Here is a 20,171-nt window from a genome sequence, read left to right on the forward strand (position 1 = left end):
GAGATACTGGGAACTAACACTTTTTAAAATATTCTCTCGGCGTTACACCAAAAGCTTTTTTGAATGCATGGCTAAAATGCGAAAAATCAGTAAACCCATAATCTAAAGCCACTTCTGAAATGCTGGCCACCCGACCACTTTTTAGTGCATCCCGACTCGCTATTAAACGTTCACACCAAATTACCGACATTACTGTCTTTTGATGTCTCGCAAATGCCCTACTCAATGTGCGTGTTGATACACAATGGGCCTGTGCAATCTTTTCTAAGTTAAGTTCAGGATTTTGTAAATTTCTCAAAATAAAACTCATCGCTTTACTATATAAATCCCGTTCAATATTTACTTTAGCAATATCCTGTACTTCTAAGCTTAATACCAATAACTCTAAAGCTGATTTAGCAAAGCGTTCAGCAAAATCCATGTTAGTAAAATCAAATTTATCATCTACTGATTGGCGTAGCATTTCACGCAGAGGAACAATTCCCGGCCGCGTTTCATCTAAAACTTGAGCAGTTAAATGTTCAATGTTAGGCACACGATTGATTAATAAATGACGAGGAATTCGGATTAAGTGATTTTTGTTCCCTGCTAAATTGAACTGAAAGGTTTGTGCTGCATCGTATAGCATGAGGCTATTATTTTGGTATTGGGTTGCCCTGCCACCTTGGGCTATTTGTCCACAGCCATCTTCCATAAAGCCAAGCCATAAGTCATCATTCGGCCCAAAACGTAGATGCTTTTCGGTGCGTTCCCAAAAGTGCATAGTGGATGAAACAGTGCATATATCTATCAAACCAAGCTGACGTACACTTAATTCACCATTAAAATTTTTTTCATCTTCAGGCTTACTTTGAGCTGGAATACAGTGCCGAAGAACAACATCATTCCAATATTCGAAACGTTCGGATGCACTTATATCTTGAGTTGAATAATGAATCGGATTTAATGACTGATAATGATTCATGGCAATTTAATCCCTTATACGACTACGCAAGATGTCAAAAAATATGGCCTTGCTTTCATCAAGCAACTTTCATACCACTGCTCTTCTGCTATCTCTGTGCATAGTTAAAGCCTTTTCCATAAGACTCATCTGTTCTATTTATCTACTTATACTTTTACATGCTGATCGAGCAATCCTGCATCATCAACAGCTCACTATAAATTAAACGATATATTTTTTTTGATCAAATTAAAACCTGTCTTTTTTAAACAAGAGATTGTCCATTCTGACCAAGTTTCATTTTATGCCTTACGTAATATCAATATAACAACGGTGCTCCAGAACACACATAGCCGTTAAAGCAATACAAATTTTGCGATAGAAATCACTGCAACAAGAGATGTAGGAGAAAGAAAATGGAATCAGCAATCGACAAACATCTAAAATGCCCTCGCACACTTAGCCGACGAATTCATGATGAATACGAACCTCCATTTGCTATGTGGGTAGCACGTGCTGATGAAGATCTTGAGCAAGTTGTGATGGCTTATTTGGGGATACAGTTTAAACCTGATCAAAAAGCTGCTGCTATAAAAGCGATGCAGCATATTGTGAAAAGTTTTGGTTTGGAAAATGGGCCATTAAACCATGATATAACGCATCATACTGATAATCAGAACTATGAAAATTATATTGTGGTTGGTTACTGGCGTGATCCCGCTGCTTACTGTCAATGGGCACGTTTAGCTGAGGTCAATGACTGGTGGAGTTCAGATGATCGACTAAATGATGGTATCGGTTATTTTCGTGAAATTGTTTCACCGCGGGCTGAACAATTCGAAACTTTATATGCATTTAAAGAAGATTTGCCGGGTGTGGGCGCAGTCATGGATCGTATCAGTGATGATATTCAAGAACATGGATATTGGGGATCAGCACGAGAACGCTTTCCAATTTCACAGACAGATCGCATGTTAGCCAATGGTGAATTACAGATACTTTCAGGTGACCCTAAAAAAGGTGGACGTGTGGTCGTACAGGGCCATGACAATATTACGTTAATCCGCTCTGGTCAGGACTGGGTCAATGCAGATGAACAAGAAAGAGCATTATATTTTAATGAAATGCTTCCCTCATTGCAGGATGGCATGGATTTCCTTCGCGATGAAGGCCAATCTGTAGGCTGCTATAGCAATCGTTTTGTTCGTAATGTTGATTTTGAAGGTAACTTACTTGATATCGCTTATGATATAGGCTACTGGCGCTCATTAGATAAACTAGAACGTTGGGCAGAATCACATCCGACACATCTCAGAATCTTTACCACTTTTTTCAAAGTTGTTACTGGCTTACAGAACTTGCGACTTTATCATGAAGTTTCAGTCAGTGATGCCAAACATCAAATATTTGAATACATCAATTGCCATTCTCAAACAGGCATGATGCGCGATGCACAAACGACCTAAATAACCCTCAAAATTATTTTATTTCGCAAGAACACAGGCACAGTCTAACTGTGCTCATGGTGGGCTATTGCCTAAAGGAAATGCAAATGAATTCAAAATATTATAAATATTACATGATGTTAATAGCCCTACTGGCTGCATACGCCGAAACACATGGGGCTGAAGTTATGCCGGGTGACTATGAGCAAGCTCCAGGCGGACTAACTCTCGGCGCAATCTATTATCAGCATGCCACGACCGATGCACTTTATAGCAATGGTTCAACTACAGCAAAAGATATGAAAGTCGAATCAAACATAGGAATCGCAAGGATGATCCATGTATTCGAACTCAATGATCGCGTCACAATTGAACCACAATTCTTATTACCCTTTGGCCGCGTTGAAGGCAAAGACAATGCCAGCGTACTGGGTAGCAGCTCTGGTATAGGAGATCTTGTTTTAACTGCTCCTGTCCGCTATCGCTTAAATGATGCTAAAGATGTTCTTGCAGGAACTCTATATGTCAATGCTCCGACAGGAGATTACGATAATGATAAACCATTAAATTTGGGCAGTAATCGCTGGAAACTCGATCTACAGGGTGCATATGTTAAACATTTCACACCAAATTGGGCATTAGATCTGGTTGGTGATGTCGTGTATTACACCAATAACGATAATTATGGAGCAAATTCGGACACCCTTAAACAAGATATCTCATTTGAAACACAAGTCATGGGACGCTATATGCCAAATGCCACAACTTCTGTGGGATTAGGTATCGGTCATAACTGGGGTGGTGAAACCAAAATCAATAATGTTTCACAGGATAACTCCACCGAAACCACCAACATTCGCTTTGCTATTAGCAAGTTTATGACGCCTAAAGACCAATTCGTCGTGCAGCTGGGGCGTGATCTTTCAGTAGAAAATGGCCTCAAAGAAGATTTTCGTCTGAACTTGCGTTATTTACGCATTTTTTAAAAGTTAGACCCTATCAGGATAACTGCTCATGTTGTCCTTTTTGAACAAATGTCTGGCGCTTTAAATCAAGTTTTCAAGAAAAAAACAGACTAATTTAAAACATATCTACAGTCAGAATAACAAGTGACAGGTAAAAAATTATGGCTATTCAAAGACCAACTATCGGTGATTTAAAACAGATTGCAAGCAACCTGCACATGCAGTTGACTGACTTAGAAGCCGAAGAATATCTAAATATTATGCAGGCTAATTTTGATGCTTATGATTTGATTGATGAGCAGGCAGATGAAATTCCAGAAGTACACTATCCACGTACCGAACCTTATCGACCAGATATCACCGAAAATCATCTAAATGCGTGGTATTACAAAACAGAAGTCAAAGGTGCACCAACTGGAAAACTCTCAGGGAAAACCGTTGCTCTGAAAGATAATGTATCACTTGCTCAAGTTCCAATGATGAATGGCTCATCGACATTAGAAGGTTTCATCCCAGATTATGATGCCACTGTCGTTACTCGTATGCTTGATGAAGGCGCTACGATTTTAGGTAAGGCGACCTGTGAACATTTCTGTCTATCAGGTGGTAGCCATACCTCAGACCCAGCCCCTGTACACAACCCATATCGTCACGGTTATTGTGCAGGTGGTTCATCATCTGGGAGTGCTGCACTTGTTTCAAACGGCGATGTTGATTTAGCAATTGCCTGCGATCAAGGGGGTTCGATCCGTATTCCGGCTGCTTTTTGTGGTGTTTATGGGATGAAACCAACCCATGGATTGGTTCCCTATAGCGGGATTATGCCTATTGAAAATACGATTGATCATGCAGGGCCAATAAGTCGTTCGGTTCAAGAAAATGCACTACTACTTGAAGTCATCGCAGGAATAGATGGGCTAGACCCGCGTCAGTATGGTGTTCATGTTGAAAGCTATACAAGTTATTTAAATCGCGGTGTGAACGGTTTAAAAATCGGTGTTGTTAAGGAAGGCTTTGCTCTACCCAACATGGATCAAAAAGTCGCAGAAAAAGTCCGCCAAGCCGCAGCCGAGTTTGAAAAATTAGGTGCCATTGTTGAAGAAATCTCTTTGCCTGAACATCAACTGGCAGGTGCATTATGGACACCGATAGGCTGCGAAGGTCTGACTGCACAAATGATGCATGGAAATGGTATGGGCTTCAATTGGTCAGGCTTATACGATGTCAAACTACTCGATAAACACAAAGACTGGCGTCAAAAAGCCGATCAGCTTTCTCCAACCTTAAAAGTCTGCATGTTTGTGGGCGAATATGGCATTCGAAACTATTCAGGTCGTTACTACGCTAAAGCACAAAATATTGTAAGACGTGCCCGTGCAGGTTATGACCAAAAATTGGCTGAATACGATCTTCTATTAATGCCAACTTTGCCCATTGTTGCCCAACCTCTGCCTGACTCAGACAGTTCATTAACGGAATACATTACCCGTGCATTTGAAATGATTGGAAATACAGCCCCACAAGATATTACAGGCCATCCAGCGATGAATGTGCCATGTGGGCTAGTAGATGATTTACCCGTTGGCATGATGCTGATCGGACGCCACTTTAACGAAGGCACTATTTATCAAGCAGCAGCAGCTTTTGAAGCAGCCGTTGACTGGAAAACTTTTTAAGTTAAGCAAAACCCGAAACATTCAATCAATCAAACCATTTCTTCATGAATATGGTTCGTTGAAACTCATCTCTACCAAGGAGTATTACACGTGAGTACATCTGTTTTTAAAACATCAAACTCCACCCCAGGCGAGAGAGCATGGGCATTACACACAGTCCTTAGCAATAAAGGATTAATACCTGAAGGATTTATCGAAGGTTTAACTGACCTGCTTGCCAATAAGTTTGATCCAGCTAATGGCGCTCGTGTTGTTGCGAAAGCTTGGACTGACCCAGCCTATCGTGAGCTTTTATTACGTGATGGTACAGCAGCATGTGAAATGTTTGGTTATACCGGCCCACAGGGTGAATATATTGTTGCCCTTGAAGATACACCAACAATCAAAAACGTGATTGTTTGTAGCCTTTGTTCTTGCACGAACTGGCCCGTGTTGGGCTTGCCGCCAGAATGGTACAAGAGCTTTGAATTTCGAGCACGATTAGTACGTGAAGGCCGCACGGTACTTAAAGAATTGGGCACAGAACTACCAGAAGATATCAAAATTAAAGTATGGGATACCTCTGCCGAAACACGTTATCTGGTATTACCAATGCGTCCAGAAGGAACTGAGCATATGACTGAAGAAGAACTTCAACAGCTCATCACCAAGGACGTACTTATTGGTGTTGCATTGCCAAAATTACCTTAGTTTTTAATCACACTTTTTAGCAACGATATAGTGGAGTAAACATAATGGATGGTTTTCATGATTTAGGTGGTAAGCAAGGTTTTGGCGCAATTGATCACCAAATTAATAGTAAGAGCTATAAACCTGTATTTAAAAAAGACTGGGAACACCTCGCCTATACATTAATGTTTTTAGGCGCAGGACATCTCAATAAATTTAATATTGATCAGATTCGTCATGCTGTTGAGCGTATTGGATTACGACAACATGTTGGGACTGAATATTACGAGCGTTATGTGATTGCAACAGCCACTTTGCTTACAGAGACTGGTGTAATTACGCAAGAAGAACTCGATGAAGCTTTAGGATCTCATTTCCAACTCGCTACCCCAAATCATTCAAATGGCCGCGAAGCAATTTCAGGACGCCCACCATTTGAAGTTGGCGACTTGGTTACAGTCCGCGATGAATCGATTTCCGGCCATATTCGTGTACCTGCCTATGTAAGAGGAAAAACAGGTGTTGTCCTTCACCGCACCACGGAAAAATGGCCATTCCCAGATGCTGCGGGTCACGGTCATGCCGATGCATTACCCCAACCCACTTATCATGTTGAATTTTCAACACAGGAATTATGGGGAGATGCAGGTCTTGAAGGTTCTGTAGTCGTTGATTTATTTGAGAGCTATTTAGATAAAGCTCAGACCTCTTAACCCGAGTTTCTATATTAACTATCACGAACTATGAGGTCATGCATGACAGCAATATCATTAAAATCAGAATTTGAACTTAATTCGTCTCGTATTCCTGTGACTGTTTTATCTGGCTTTTTAGGTTCAGGTAAAACGACCCTACTCAACTATATTCTGAATCATCAGCAGAATATGAAAGTAGCAGTAATCGTCAATGATATGAGTGAAATTAATATTGATGTTGAAGATGTGCGCCGTCATGTAGATCTCAGTCGTGGTACTGACCAATTAATTGAAATGAGCAACGGATGTATCTGCTGCACTTTAAGGGCTGATTTACTCGAACAAATTAGTACAATCGCGCAGAAGTCACAGTTTGATTATATTTTAATAGAATCTACGGGTATTTCAGAACCCATGCCTGTTGCTGAAACATTTGCTTTTCTTGATCAAAATGGCTTTAGCTTAAGTGAGCTGGCTCGTTTAGATACTCTAGTCACTGTAGTAAATGGCGAAAACTTTGTTCAAATGATTCAATCTACTGACAAAGTTGAAACGGCTCATCAAGAAGAAGAGTCAATATCGACAACACGCCCTCTATCTGATCTCCTGATCGAACAAGTTGAATACGCTAATGTTATTTTAGTTAGTCGTGTTGATGTGATTGGACAAGAACAATACTCTCAATTGCAATCACTGCTCAATGAATTGAACCCCGCAGCAGAAATTTTACCCATGTCCTTTGGTGAAATTGATTTGGAAAAAGTTCTAAATACTCACAAATTTAATTTGCCTGATTTAGTGAAATCCCCAGGATGGATGAAACAGATGGATCCGAATGAAGAGATTCATTCGGAATCTGAAAATTATGGTATTTCTTCTTGGGTATATAGTGAGCGTCTACCCTTTCATCCTCAGCGTTTTCAGAACTTTTTACATCAAGCGTGGAATAACGGTGCTTTATTACGTTGTAAAGGATATATCTGGTTTGCAAATCGTTATCAGGATATTGCGATGCTGGTGCAAACAGGAAATCAATTTGCATGGGAATATGTGGGAAAATGGTGGAATTTCATTCATCAGGCTGACTGGCCTCAAGATATTTATCGTCGTAATAGTATTTTTGAAAAATGGGATGAACGTACAGGCGACTGTCGACAAGAAATTGTTTTTATTGGACAAGGCGTTAATTGGGAGCAACTTCAGCAACAACTCAACGATTGTTTATTAACAATGGAAGAAATTAAGGATGGGCCTGATGTTTGGTCAGATTATTGAGGGTTCTGAATCGATCAAATCCTAAATATCTAAAAGATTTGTTATCATCTTTTAAATAGTATCTTTTCCAAAAGAGATAGAAAGTATGGATTCTCATAAATGATATTAATTTAATGTTTTTGATGAAAAAAAAGTCCGATAAATTGCTATTAATATTAAACAGCTTATAGTAAAAGACCTGCTTTTTAAGCAGGCCTTTTACTATATTTCAGGATTTAAGCTATTTATTTAATTTTATATAGTTTTCACTTGATATGATCCGAATGTATTTTTATCCGAAGACATCTCATAGTGCATCATGCATTTAAATGTTTTCCCTTTCAACTTGAAAAGATTAAAACACAAAACAGAAAAGTTTAGTGATACCAATAATTTAAAGGGGGCTTTATTAAAATTAAATAAGCTAAAATTGAATTTATTTTTCAGATGCAGCGTAATGAATTGACTTAGTATAAACAAGTAAATTGAATAGCCAACTGTATGATTAAGACACCATCTCTAATGCTTGCTCCATACCTCTTTGCTTAATCGTCGCTCCCATCCCAAACCATGCTGAGTTCAATCGATGATCACGACTCATCGCACGGCGTTCATGATCAACAAATTCCGTGATGCTACAAAGTAAACCATAAGCTGTATCTTTAGCTGAACTCAAATCCGCCCCTCGTCCTTGTCCGTTAAACATTTCCATAGCCTTAGACATCGCTCGACCATTCGGCTCAGATTTGGAGTTTGATTTTTTGTCCATAGATGCTGCTTTTAGGTAATACTGAATAATACTTTCCTCCTGATCTGTAGCATTCATCCTCGTATTATTAAACACAGCATCAAAGTAAGCAGCTGCTTCCTGCTGAGTTACTTTTCGTTGAGTTAGCTGTTTCATTTCATACATATGCTCATCCCAAGTCTTAATTGAAATACCTAATTGCTGTTTGATCTTTTCTGCATCAAATTTAGTGCTATGGGGTACTTTCACAACACCCTCTCCACTAGTCTGACCTCGTATCGCAATACTTAAAGTGTTATTACACACTACACGTACACTGGTGAATTGCGCCGTAGTAGCTAAAGTTCCATCACAAGCTGTCGCTAATAAAATGTAGCCATTACTAACATCTTTCCCTTTCAATGCAGCTGATTGTCCCGTTCTTGCCAATGCCCAGAACTTTCGGCCACCCTTGAGTACACCTGCTGTTTCCAGTTCAAAACCCGATTGTTCAGTAAGGCCACGATAAAATTCTAAAATCTCCATAGGTTGAACTTCTTGATAACGCTGACTCACTACCGAGAGCGGTGCATGCGTATCTGAACGATAAAGCACTCTCTGTTCTTCATAAGTCATCAAAATATTTTGCCCTCGTTCATTCTTTGCCATATAGCTGACATTGGATGATTCTATTCGCCAGTCCATACCCGCCTGCTGTGCCCATACTTCTATGGGTTGATTTTGAGTGAGTTGATTACCCAGACCATGCCAAGGGGTTTGACCAACGAATGCCATTGTTTCTATTTGATGTGCCATGATTATTTTTCCTATTTAAGTGATTTAAATAATTTAAATGCTGTAAAAGATGAGAATTACGAGAAACCTGATTGCTGGATTTCAAAATGTTCCAGACATTGCTCACACTGGTAAAACAGCGTCACCATATTGTCTTGATGCTGAACGTAGAGCAGAAACATGCCGCCGATAACCAAGCCCACAAAACCGCCTACCAAAGGGTGAACAGGACTGCGTTTTGACAACTGCATACAGGCGGCTGCCAGAGACATTGGCGAGAATGATGAAAGCTTTGCAAATACGCCCGAGGTTGGCTCGGTCTGGCGCAGTAAGGTGATATGTAATGAGTGACAGTAAGGACACTGATGCATGATCTTCCTCCTTAAATAAACGGCATAAAAAAACCACAAGCAATTGCTTGTGGCTTGATTAGATTTATGTCGTTTTTTAGATTAACGATTTACCTTTGGAGTTGCTAAAGCTTTCTTGGCACAAGGTTGGATACTTTCAATATATTGCCCATCACCAGTATCTTTAAAGAAACCATTTTTAGATTTGATTTCTAAACATTGCCCTTTCTTATATGGTTTAACTTGAGGAACCACTTTGGCTGGTATTGCATAGCTATTTAAAATGACCTCACCTTTAGTTGTAGAAAATACAACTGATTCTTCACCATAGTAAACATTAGATTTTAGTGTAACCTGCTCTGTTTTAGCGAAGGTAATAGAGCTGACTGAAAGGCTTAAAATTCCACATGCGATAAGTTTGATTGGGTTCATGATATTTTCTCTGATTAAGTTAAATAATAATTAGAAGAATGCTACAGGTCAGCTTTAATTAGTGACTGAAACATGGCTGGTATCCTTCTTTGAGGACTTGATTGCTGTTCTTATCCCAGCTCACCACATACCAGATACATTGGTAACGGTCAGAGTCCCAAGCAGCACGGTAAGTCATGGTATTGCCATGTTGAATCCAACCCTCAACTCGTTTAGCTACCTGATCTGGACCAGAGCGTCCCCATACATTCATGAGATGCGAAGCTAACATTTGGTCAATTGTAGGAATGATTGCTTTTAAATCGGCTGGAGCAGATTTGATTGGTTTTAGCCCGTAATGAGAAGCATTGGAACTTAAAGTTTTTCCTTCATGATACTCAGCATCTACTTCTGAACTGAGGTTACCTAAACTTGTATCTTGTGCTTTTGCCTGATCAACTGCGGCTATTGCACCTGTAACCACTTCATTCTCAGCTTGTGAGTGAGCAGATTGTTTTTCAGGTTTTTCCGCAATGCTTTCAATGCCAGTAAAACCTGATTCAGCGGGTTCTGATGCTGATTGTTCTGAAGAGGACTGATTTTGTAGTTTAGATTGTTCTAAAGCCAGTTGAGCTAACTGAAGTTCATTTTGACGTTTTTGATGTTGATTAAATAGAATTCCACCTGCAATTAACACGACCATCATTACTACAGTTAATAGCCAATATAACGGTGGAATTTTTTGAGTTGAATTAACATTGTTCTTTATCATATTGTCACCTTGAAATTGAGGATATATGGCGTTTTAGGGATGCCTTCATGGAGGTAATATGTAATTGAAAATTCTTTATTTTCAGTTGTTGTCCATATATTGCTTTAGCAATGCCCTCGCCTGATTGATTTGCTGTGCCTGTTGCTCAATGAGTTGTCGTACTGATTCAGGTAAGGTCTGATATTTATCGGGATGGAAATCTGCCATTTTTTTTCGGTAAGCAACTTGTAGGGTTTGCGCACTCAATAGTTCGGGCTGAATCTCAAGAAGTTTGCATGCTTGTCGTTGCTCATGATTCAAATCAGGAACTATTTTTTGATCTTGTTCTTCCGCTAAACATTCATAGATAATTTTGACAAGATCAGGAAAGACCGCTCTAGAAACATTCGATACACGGCACAGGTGAACCATAAAGAGATTCGCTTGCTCTTTATCAATTTTTCCAAGTGCCATCGTATAGACCAATCGCTCAATCATTTCCATACGAAGCTGATAAGCCAGCACATCCTTAAGCTCCGCAAAACGATGTAATAAATCTTCATAATCAAAGTTAGGATATCCAGTTAGTAGGCTTTTAATATATTGCTGTGATGCTTCATCATTCAGTTTGGCAAAATGATGAGATAGGGCTTGACTAGACTCAGCACTCCATCTACCTGTATTAAATGTGATGAAGTAAGCAGATAGATCAATGATAATCTTGATATCTGCTTCAATCTTTGAAGGAGTCTGCGGGGTTTCTGTCTTTCCCTGACAGATTTCATTGAGAAATTCAGCTAATGTTCGTACTGCTCCCTTGTCCAGTTGGGTAAAGCTCAGATTGTCCAACCGATTAAGTACGACGCCATGATTAATGACTCCAATATCATCATCAACACGATGAATATGGTTTAAAGCATAAGCTGCCTCTTCCCCAAAGCTTTCTTTATAAAAAAGCGTTGTTGCTGTGAGGCATAGCCCTGCTTTGGCACTTCCGAAGACGGTATCGTCAATCAACATTAAAATGTCATCTGGATGAATCCCTTTGGGGACATAACTCATAGCACCTTGAAGTTTTTTATAAGGAATAGCTGGTGCGAAATAAATGTTTTCACAAGCCCTTAGCATCAGCATCCAGCGGCTTTTTTGCAGTGACTGTATCGATATAACTGACATGGCAATCTCTTATTAGGTTTAGGTACTAAAACAACCAACGAAGAAAATCAGCAGGCCAGACAATGGCACGACCTAATAAATACATATTTGAAATAACTGGATACTCCCAGATTAAATACAGCCAGTAACCAATAACGATTGTGAAATAAAGACCAACCAATGGATGTTTCATCGTAATTTCCTTTTTTTTTAGATAAGCCTGTCCAACCCGCTATCCGATCACAGCAGGGGGAATTAAAGGCTTAACTAAGATTTAATTTGAAAACTGCTTCTAAAGTTTATGTACGCATTGCTGACCAGACTGAAAAGATACCTCTTCGAAATCTTCAGGCATTTTTACTTGCATTATGCCAATAGCCGTGAGTTTCTCCTCACCATAATGCGCTTCCATCTTGTCGTAGAAGCAGGAGCAGAAACTACGACTACCACCGTTATTCATACAGCCTTGCTTCATTCCCTTTTCAAATTGGGAAGAGCAGCTGCTTATAGAAATGACACAGACACCTAACGCAGCTAATAAAGTTTTATTGATCATTGTTCTATCCAGTGACATAGTCATGGAGCTTAGGCTTTTTTAGGCAATACAAAGCCTTGCCACGGTATATCTCACATGACATTCTTTTAGTTAAATTTTTAGACGAAAAAAACTAAAGCTTGAAGAAGTAGAAGTTCTTCAAACCTATTAAAAACTAATCAGGCGGTATAAAAAGAATATGCATAGCCAACTCCTTTATCTTGGGAGTTCTGCCAAAGCATTAGAGAATTATGGTGGCAGAACGAAAGAGGGTTGACAGACTGATAGTAAAGAACCAGCACGCACAAGGCGTCCCCCTTCCGTCCTACCGCAACAAAAAGAGGGACGGGTGTTCCTACATCGAAAAACAAGTTTTCAATGCACTTTACTATTCGGCCTGTCAAAGCCGACTGGCAATGTAGGCCAGCAGGCAAAGGATAATGTGCAATATTTAAAGTGTCAATCATCTATCGACTAAGTCTTAACGTGATTGTATTTGTTTTTTAATAGATTAATTATCTTATTCAATTTTTACTTCATTTGAATAAGAGGTATTTCGCTTGATATTGACTCCAAAACCACCAGAAGCATCTCTCAATACGAAAATATAAACATCCATTAGGTCAGAATATTGTCGTCCATATTTATCATGGTAAATAATTCTTAACTTGATATCTTGTTGAAATTCGCTTTTTAAAAGTTCAAGTCGCTCTCCTATGAGTTCAATATTAAGCCTAGTTTTCTGCTTTGCTGCTAACTCATAAAACTCTATATTAAAATCATCAAAATTTGAGTCCAACTCTTCAATAGTTACATGCTTTGCCACTTCTCCCCTATTTTCAATAAAAATCTTAATTTCTGCGACCTCATGAGGATCCATACCGATAATAGAGCCATCATCATCGCATTCTGGAAATTCCTTCTCCGTTAAGGTGAAAGGATAACTATAGAAAGTTAAATGAGGCCGTGCTTCAAAATGTTTAATTTCTAACTCTTGCTGTGTGACACTAAGTAGCTTCCTTTGCTCTTCAACATTATTTGCTAATTCTTGAGCCTGTTGATGCAATGCATCTGTGCTCGCTTTTAACTCTTGGCTTTGCATTTGTAAGGCTTTAGTGTTTTGTAAATAACCTAAAATCAGAAATAAAAAGGCCAATGGAGAAAATGCACCAGCTAGGAAATCACCAACTTCATTCGCAGGTAAAGCCTTGACCTTAACGGGTGTAATGCCAAAGAATTTATACAAAATGAAAAAATAGAAAACTGTAAATAGGATAAAGATCCAGTAATGGCTTTTTGTTTGAGTCATGGAAATTTTCCTAGCTGATTCTTAATAATAAAATGACTTCCCCCATAGTTTACCTGACAAAAAAACAGAAAAAGTAATATGCGATTTTTCATTGAAATCGCTCTAATTCATCTTTACATCACATTAAATTTTTTGCTAAATTCTTTTGGGTTACTAGCCCGTAATCAAGTTTAAAGAAAGCCTGACTCCCATAAGTTAGGCTTTCTTTTTATCCGTCAGTTGATGATTTTTAATGAGCTGAAGCAAAGGCTTCTCTCCTCTTCATAGGCTACTACCCATTAAAATGGCAATTCAACCTCATGATCAGATTTTATAGGCGGCTGTCTCTGTATGTGTGGACTTAGGGTAAACTGCCCATGCGCAAAGGTCTTCATTCGATTCTTCTTAATACGCAAACGCTGCTCATACTTATTTTGGCTAGTGAGATACAACCCGACTCGAAGTACATTCTGCAATTTAGTCTCATCCCCTCTAATCAACATATCTAAGCCATCAGTTCCATTTTTAATATAGCCATTCCGATATTCAGCATCATGCAAATTAAAATGGCAACCACGCTCCTTTGTAATCTTATTCCATAGCTTTCCTACCGCATCAGCAAAATACCATCCCCTTTGATGCTTAGAGCCCTTATAGATCAGCAATAAATGAATATGGTAACCGCCATTGTTTCCACCCTGTTCTAATGCCCAAGCGTAACCAATCAAGTCTTTAAAACAAGTATCCTTATCTGATATCCGCTTCAATAGCTTAGAGACATGAGAACTTACCTCAGTAATGGAAATAGAATCCTTGATCTCTTGCTTATACTTTAGGTCTACACGGACAATTAACGATTTACAATAACGCTGCAAGATTCCCCTTAAATACTCCTCCATACTCAACCTGTTGTTAGTTTCTTGCACGCAAAATGCTTTGCGATCTAAATCCCAATGCAACTTTCCAATAGATAAACTCTTGATGACATCAAACCAATAAGGGCTCGCATGAATCTCACAAAGGCTTAAATGGTACTGATGGCAAATAGACTGGATAACAGGCACTACCCGTCTAAAATGCGAAACTGGGAATTGTAACTGGAGTCCCAATGCATCTAACTCCATAAAGGCTGGAATAAGCTCGCAGCATCGTTGCACACATCCTCTTAATAATTGAGTCTTCTTCCAGTTCACATATCCTGCTTGATCATGTATACGGGCTATGTCCAGTAGGAGTTGTTCAATCTCCATTAGTACTACTATTTCATTTTTCATTGGAATCTACCTATTCAATATCATAGGTAGAACAATTCAATTATTTTTAAGTGATGCAGTTCAAATAGGAATATCAAGACAATCTTTCGAGTCGTCTTTGTCACTCCTCGAATAGACAGATATAAATAGGAAGGAACGAATGCAGGGAAAGATTTATGTAGTGATCTAGCTAAGTAATATTGAGATTACTCATCTGAAGTAACTGGTTCTATATTAGTAGTTATAGCTTACTTTCAGAGTTAGTCTAGTTATACATTAATTATATTAATATTATCATATACCCACTGCATCGAAGAGTTGAATGCCCTAGCTTTACCAAGAGCATAATTTCAAATCTATCGGCATTCCCTAGCAATAATTATTATAGGCTCAAGCGGAAGTTAAAATATAAACATCTAAAAATTTGTATCTACAATCATCACTCCTAGATTAATTGATATTGCGCTGCTCAGACTATAAAGATGTTATTTCACGCCCCCCACAAATAACACAGATAATTCAGCATAGGTGATTGATATATCAATATTTACCAACTAACTTTGTACATAATGTGCAGGGCTAATCCTAATAAAAAAGAGAGGCAAAATGCCCCTCCCTTACGTCTTTAACGTGCACCTATTGGTTCCAATCTTTGCCCCTCTGAAATCACAAAATAACGCCCACCATTATTCTGGAATTGTATTTCATTCTCACAGTTCAAACATGATTTTTGAGCTGTAAAAATATTGAGAGATATGTTTTCTAAAAGTGCATCCATTCCTGAATCTAAAAAATCTTGATCCAAACCGATATTGCAATTCGGGCAATTCGCCATCTTCTTTTCTCTTCGCAAGTAATAATGAGGAGATATTAATACGGCAAAATGCATAGAAAAACCAGACCTAAATTAAATGATTAATCAACTAAACTATTCAAGTATTTTATATAATACTTATTGGACTTGATTACAAATGATGCATTAAGTGATGTCAGAACAAATTTCGAATCAGATAGCAGTAGTTGAAAAATATATACTTATGATGTTCCTATCTACCCCTAATTTAATAGTGACTAAAAAAACAAAAAAAGAAGAACAAATTATTTTTACAGATGGGAGTCAAATAACCGAAATGACTCAAGTAGAAATTATCACGCCTACTATTGACTATGAATATCTAAAAATTGAACTTGCAAAAAATCCATTTAACTTGATTAAAAACATTCAGGATATTCACCTTACCTATATTTACTTTCTAACCAAAGATGCTCGCACTGCACTGTGGAAAAATGAGATCGAACGTGTTCAAAAAATCTTAACTCGAATCCAGAAAGTTAGAGATATTTTTGCCATCATGCAGGAAAATACACTTCACATTATTACACCTAATAAATTTGATCAGCCCCTTTCCACAACTCAATTATGTTTTTACTTTCCATGTGGAAATAAAATAATGCTCAGTCAATTTTTTTCCTCACAAAAAGAAACTAATGAATTTTTGAGTAGTAAAATTCAAAATCAACTAAAAGAAGCACATCGTGATATCTTCTACCAAATGATTGAAGAGTCTTATCAACAAGATAGACTATGGAAAAATCCAAATGCAGTAGTAGAAAGCATAAAAAATATTTTTAATGCACATCTCCAAGAATTAGTAGAATCCAACACGTCTAATTTTATTAAAGGTAGAAAAATATTTATCCAGCTCTATACAACCATCCATAAGAAACTAAAGAAGGAATTAAAAGAAAATCGTTCACTTACAGCCGAGCAACGTTCCAATGCAAAACAATGGCTCGAAAAGATTGAGCAATTAATTATTGAACAGCAAAATTATAAGGATCAAGATTTTATGTTCTTGAAAAAGTATTCTTACACAGGACGCATTTTAACTGACTGGTTAAACCAAAATGAAAATCTAAAAGAACAAGTGATCAAAGCCCAATAAACTAATTTTCAACTGAAATACTCTTCAATTCAGTTTGTTTTTTAGACAGTTAAATTCCCCTTTAAAAAACTAATTTTTTCAGAGAAAAGTCATCACAACCCCTATCAAATCATTGTTTTTTATACAGAAAAACCTTGAAAATGGGTATCAACCGCAACATAAAACTATATACTTATTTTTCAATGAGTTAGCTATTCCCCACACTTTATGACACGCTATTCAAAATAGAATTACATCGTTAACGACGCTCTCTACACTAAAAACATACCCAATAACGGAGAGCGCCACTATGGCAAAACAAGTGGATAAAATGCTGATTTCATCGATTCAGGACCATCAACTTATTCTTTCACCGTCTTCCGCGTATGCCTCTGGACGGATCAATAGTGATCCTAGAGTCGAACGATTACTTCAATTCACTAGATTCACTATAGCTTGTACAAAGAGTGAGTTACCCCGGCGTAGAGATTGTTGATCAATATCTCTTTTGGGGAAGAATTCGATATTTCGAATGGTTTCGTCCATTTATTAAACTGTTTGATGAGACATTGAATCCCGATATTAACTTCTTTAAGGACTTTGCTTTATCTGAAGAACTCAAGGTTTTTTTTAAAGCATTATCTTTAATGAAATATCCACCAAGCCTATTAGGTTTGGCTGAAAATAGTTTTAAAGCACAACCCGAGAATATTTGGAAAAATAAAATCCAATATCTCAATGAATTTATAAACCATATTCGTAATCTGATGAATGATACGGGGGTTAAATCCCTCATCAGGAAAAGAGATCAGAAGATTAGCAAGAATTTAAAATCTTGTCGGGAATTTACTAGAGCATTGTTTGAACAGCATGGTGAACTAACAGTCTTTCAGGTTGATTTGGCTTTTACACCACATGTTGAAGACTTAGAACATAATGACCTTACCAATTTAGGTTCATCATTTCATGCTCATCACCAACTTGAGTTACTTAAAAAGAATGTAGCTCAATTTTGGGGAAATCGTCGACACAACAAAATGCTTCAACAAATTGTTGGAAGGATTTTTAATTTCGAACATAGCGTTAAAAAAGGCTTTTATGTTCATGCAATCTTCTTTATCAAAAGCCATCCTGACCGTAATTTTTATTTGACATGCAAGTCAGAAATTACAAGGCAGTGGCAACAGATTACACAAAATAAAGGCTGTACGTATGACTGTAATTTAGCCCCCCGTCAATATTACAAAATTGATAAAGGGCTAAATCAGAGTGCATCAGAGAGAGAAAATCTTATGTTGAATATTGAATGTCGTTGTAAAGCACAAAAGTTTTTTATATTTAAGCTATTGGATTCTAAAGAATATAGAACACTGCAAAAGAGCCAGTGCCCTGTTTCTAAATCATTGTAAGGTGGAGCTTTGACCATGACGACTTATAACGTGCTTCACTTAAACTTTGCTATTGCAAGTATGAGCGGAATCCCAGCAGGCTCACAAACATGCATTACTAGTTTAAGGCAGAATATTAGACGTATTGCATCAAGTTCCTCAATTGGAATGGTAAAAGTTCTCACTGATAAAGAAGGACTGAAGCATACGCATTTGACAAACTTTGCGATTAATCTTGCAGAGACTATCAAATTCGTTCAGCAAATTCCTCAAGCCAATGGTCAGATGCAAGTCTGCTTACCCCCATTGATTGAAAATTTTAAAAACTTGGGGCTCCCATGGTTCAACCAAGATCAAGCTATCAATCCTCAATTTTTTCAAGAGAGCATTTCGCGTTTTCAATTCAATGTGCAAACTAGCGGATTCGATGAGGCAAATGAAGCTTGGTTAACCGTTTCTAAACGTGCAGCTCAAGATTTTGATAAATGTTTCAAAACTTTGTCGAAAAATACGAGGGGGTTCGATCTGTATGAATTATTAATCAGCACACCTTTAAATCCAGACCTTATGCCAAGTTTAATGGTATCGACCCAAACAAAATTTAATCAAACATTGGATAAAGAAATCCTACAACTCATTTGTAAGAACGAAATAAACCAAATTTGTGCAGTGCTGTGTAAGTCTGAAGTCAATATCAATCAACAATATGTTTCTCGATTCATTATCGCTGTCCAATGCGAATATATTAATGATTATCAAGACATAGCTGATAGCTCTTTCGTGGATGAAATTCGAACTCTAATCCAATCATACAACGCTAGTCAGGTCTATTTTCAGCCGTGTAAATTGAATGGTTTCCTTAGAAATAATCGCTTTATGAAGGAATCGCCAACTCTTAAAGCCCAAATAAAGCTACTCAAGACCTACTTGATAGGAACAGATACCTTGATCCGTATTCATCCTCAGCAACCGTCTTGTCGAATACTGTACACAAAATTCAAAGACTGAAACTTATGGTGTAGATACACCACATCTACTAATACGTAATAAATTTAGACTGGATTTAAAATGATTGAAAATCGCTACCGTGTAAAAGACCTCGTGAACTATCCTGAGCGTCAAGCAAAAGACTATATTGATCGTGGTGGTCGCCATCGTCGATTATCTTATAAACCCGCCACAAAGGGCTTATTGAATATCGCAGAATCAACATTCTGGAAAATGATCCGCCGTGGTGACTTCCCAGAACCAACTTATTTAACAGGAAGCATGCCTACTTGGACTGAAAGCCAAATCAATGCTTGGCTTGAAGCAAAGAATCCTAAAGCTGCATAAAGCAAACAGCCTGTCTATGACAGGCTGTTTTTAAATAGAGAATTAAATCATGACATTTCGCATAAGGCGTATTATGTTAATTTTAGGAAAACTTAATTTCTTAATGCGACAGCACCATATTTACTCTGGATCAGCATATAAATGACTAACACATATACCACATACAGAGCGGCCTAATTGAGCACATTTAATACGCACAATGGATTCATCCACTTCACAAGAGATATCCTTAAATCCAGAAACCCATTTCATCTTTTCACAAATTGAAAAACTTTCAGATGTACATTTATTATCTGAATTGGGAGGATTCAATTTGCCTTCAAAAAGGTGAAACTGATCTGTATTAGGATTCTTTTTCAAAGTGTAAGTCTTTTTAGTCATAAGATTCTTCTTTAAAGTTAAAAATATTATTCAACCAATACTAATTATATTACTAATAGACGACAATACTATAAATGGGTTATAGCGACATGTAGTGTCGTATCTTTTCACACATTTGACTATAACTCAGGTTACCAAACATGTATGAATAAAATTTGACGTGACTCCATGCTGAACGAACTAAAAAATAATCCATAAAAAAGGGAGCTTAAGCTCCCTTTTTTATGGAT

At 37.8% G+C, this 20,171-nt stretch carries 22 protein-coding genes; 10 read left to right on the plus strand and 12 right to left on the minus strand.

Annotated elements, in window-relative coordinates; translation table 11 throughout:
- Nucleotides 1-13 precede the first annotated feature (13 nt).
- Nucleotides 14-964 carry a helix-turn-helix domain-containing protein gene (locus F886_RS16820; protein WP_005307814.1) on the minus strand — a complete coding sequence of 317 codons (951 nt, stop codon included), beginning with the start codon at nt 962-964 and terminating at the stop codon, nt 14-16.
- A gap of 395 nt (nt 965-1,359) precedes the next feature.
- On the opposite strand from F886_RS16820, the gene F886_RS16825 reads away from it, so the two are divergent.
- The 6 genes from F886_RS16825 (at nt 1,360) to F886_RS16850 (ending at nt 7,668) form a co-directional block, all read left to right on the plus strand.
- The gene (locus tag F886_RS16825; protein WP_005307815.1) at nt 1,360-2,409 is read left to right on the plus strand and encodes an aliphatic aldoxime dehydratase; all 1,050 of its coding nucleotides are present in this window, start codon (nt 1,360-1,362) and stop codon (nt 2,407-2,409) included.
- 113 nt (nt 2,410-2,522) lie between these two features.
- Nucleotides 2,523-3,374 (plus strand): transporter, encoded by an 852-nt coding sequence (locus tag F886_RS16830; RefSeq protein WP_228129975.1) that lies wholly within the window; start codon nt 2,523-2,525, stop codon nt 3,372-3,374.
- 140 nt (nt 3,375-3,514) lie between these two features.
- Nucleotides 3,515-5,029 carry an amidase gene (locus tag F886_RS16835; RefSeq protein WP_005307817.1) on the plus strand — a complete coding sequence of 505 codons (1,515 nt, stop codon included), beginning with the start codon at nt 3,515-3,517 and terminating at the stop codon, nt 5,027-5,029.
- 90 nt (nt 5,030-5,119) lie between these two features.
- Nucleotides 5,120-5,719, plus strand: a complete 600-nt coding sequence (gene nthA, locus F886_RS16840; protein ID WP_005307820.1) for a nitrile hydratase subunit alpha — start codon at nt 5,120-5,122, stop codon at nt 5,717-5,719.
- Nucleotides 5,720-5,763: 44 nt separating this feature from the next.
- Entirely contained in the window at nt 5,764-6,411 is a 648-nt protein-coding gene (nthB, locus tag F886_RS16845) for a nitrile hydratase subunit beta (RefSeq protein WP_005307822.1), read from the plus strand.
- Between the two features lie 42 nt (nt 6,412-6,453).
- Nucleotides 6,454-7,668, plus strand: coding sequence for a GTP-binding protein (locus F886_RS16850; RefSeq protein ID WP_005307824.1), 1,215 nt, complete (start codon nt 6,454-6,456; stop codon nt 7,666-7,668).
- Between the two features lie 484 nt (nt 7,669-8,152).
- Here the strand turns inward: F886_RS16850 and F886_RS16855 are convergent, their stop codons facing one another.
- The 10 genes from F886_RS16855 to F886_RS16895 all read right to left on the minus strand — a co-directional run bounded on the left by F886_RS16855 (nt 8,153) and on the right by F886_RS16895 (nt 15,801).
- Entirely contained in the window at nt 8,153-9,190 is a 1,038-nt protein-coding gene (locus F886_RS16855; RefSeq protein WP_005307825.1) for a DUF932 domain-containing protein, read from the minus strand.
- Nucleotides 9,191-9,246: 56 nt separating this feature from the next.
- Nucleotides 9,247-9,540 carry a hypothetical protein gene (locus F886_RS16860; protein ID WP_005307826.1) on the minus strand — a complete coding sequence of 98 codons (294 nt, stop codon included), beginning with the start codon at nt 9,538-9,540 and terminating at the stop codon, nt 9,247-9,249.
- Nucleotides 9,541-9,621: 81 nt separating this feature from the next.
- Nucleotides 9,622-9,951, minus strand: a complete 330-nt coding sequence (locus F886_RS16865) for a hypothetical protein (protein WP_005307827.1) — start codon at nt 9,949-9,951, stop codon at nt 9,622-9,624.
- Nucleotides 9,952-10,009: 58 nt separating this feature from the next.
- A complete protein-coding gene (locus F886_RS16870) occupies nt 10,010-10,702 on the minus strand; it encodes a hypothetical protein (RefSeq protein WP_005307828.1) in 693 nt (230 codons plus the stop codon).
- Nucleotides 10,703-10,783: 81 nt separating this feature from the next.
- Nucleotides 10,784-11,809: a J domain-containing protein gene (locus F886_RS16875; protein ID WP_005307829.1), complete on the minus strand. Its 1,026-nt coding sequence runs from the start codon at nt 11,807-11,809 to the stop codon at nt 10,784-10,786.
- A gap of 73 nt (nt 11,810-11,882) precedes the next feature.
- Nucleotides 11,883-12,029, minus strand: a complete 147-nt coding sequence (locus F886_RS20400; protein ID WP_005307830.1) for a hypothetical protein — start codon at nt 12,027-12,029, stop codon at nt 11,883-11,885.
- A 99-nt stretch (nt 12,030-12,128) separates the two neighbouring features.
- Nucleotides 12,129-12,392, minus strand: a complete 264-nt coding sequence (locus tag F886_RS16880; RefSeq protein ID WP_005307833.1) for a hypothetical protein — start codon at nt 12,390-12,392, stop codon at nt 12,129-12,131.
- A 499-nt stretch (nt 12,393-12,891) separates the two neighbouring features.
- A complete protein-coding gene (locus F886_RS19520; protein WP_005307836.1) occupies nt 12,892-13,680 on the minus strand; it encodes a hypothetical protein in 789 nt (262 codons plus the stop codon).
- 278 nt (nt 13,681-13,958) lie between these two features.
- Nucleotides 13,959-14,816, minus strand: coding sequence for a YagK/YfjJ domain-containing protein (locus tag F886_RS16890; protein WP_228129976.1), 858 nt, complete (start codon nt 14,814-14,816; stop codon nt 13,959-13,961).
- A gap of 721 nt (nt 14,817-15,537) precedes the next feature.
- Nucleotides 15,538-15,801 (minus strand): hypothetical protein, encoded by a 264-nt coding sequence (locus F886_RS16895; protein WP_034591270.1) that lies wholly within the window; start codon nt 15,799-15,801, stop codon nt 15,538-15,540.
- A gap of 97 nt (nt 15,802-15,898) precedes the next feature.
- Between F886_RS16895 and F886_RS16900 the strand changes: the two genes are divergently transcribed.
- The 4 genes from F886_RS16900 to F886_RS16915 all read left to right on the plus strand — a co-directional run bounded on the left by F886_RS16900 (nt 15,899) and on the right by F886_RS16915 (nt 19,560).
- On the plus strand, nt 15,899-16,858 hold the full coding sequence (locus F886_RS16900; protein ID WP_005307844.1) for a hypothetical protein: 960 nt from the start codon (nt 15,899-15,901) through the stop codon (nt 16,856-16,858).
- Between the two features lie 548 nt (nt 16,859-17,406).
- On the plus strand, nt 17,407-18,246 hold the full coding sequence (locus F886_RS16905; protein ID WP_157411683.1) for a hypothetical protein: 840 nt from the start codon (nt 17,407-17,409) through the stop codon (nt 18,244-18,246).
- A 15-nt stretch (nt 18,247-18,261) separates the two neighbouring features.
- Complete coding sequence (locus F886_RS16910; RefSeq protein ID WP_005307858.1) at nt 18,262-19,233, plus strand: hypothetical protein; 972 nt, start codon at nt 18,262-18,264, stop codon at nt 19,231-19,233.
- 60 nt (nt 19,234-19,293) lie between these two features.
- Nucleotides 19,294-19,560 (plus strand): helix-turn-helix transcriptional regulator, encoded by a 267-nt coding sequence (locus F886_RS16915; RefSeq protein ID WP_005307859.1) that lies wholly within the window; start codon nt 19,294-19,296, stop codon nt 19,558-19,560.
- Nucleotides 19,561-19,680: 120 nt separating this feature from the next.
- On the opposite strand, the gene F886_RS16920 is transcribed toward F886_RS16915, so the two are convergent.
- Nucleotides 19,681-19,941, minus strand: coding sequence for a hypothetical protein (locus tag F886_RS16920; protein ID WP_005307861.1), 261 nt, complete (start codon nt 19,939-19,941; stop codon nt 19,681-19,683).
- Nucleotides 19,942-20,171: the final 230 nt, after the last annotated feature.

Origin of the sequence: Acinetobacter sp. NIPH 542 (genome assembly GCF_000369825.1) — a bacterium.
Taxonomy (GTDB): domain Bacteria; phylum Pseudomonadota; class Gammaproteobacteria; order Pseudomonadales; family Moraxellaceae; genus Acinetobacter; species Acinetobacter oleivorans.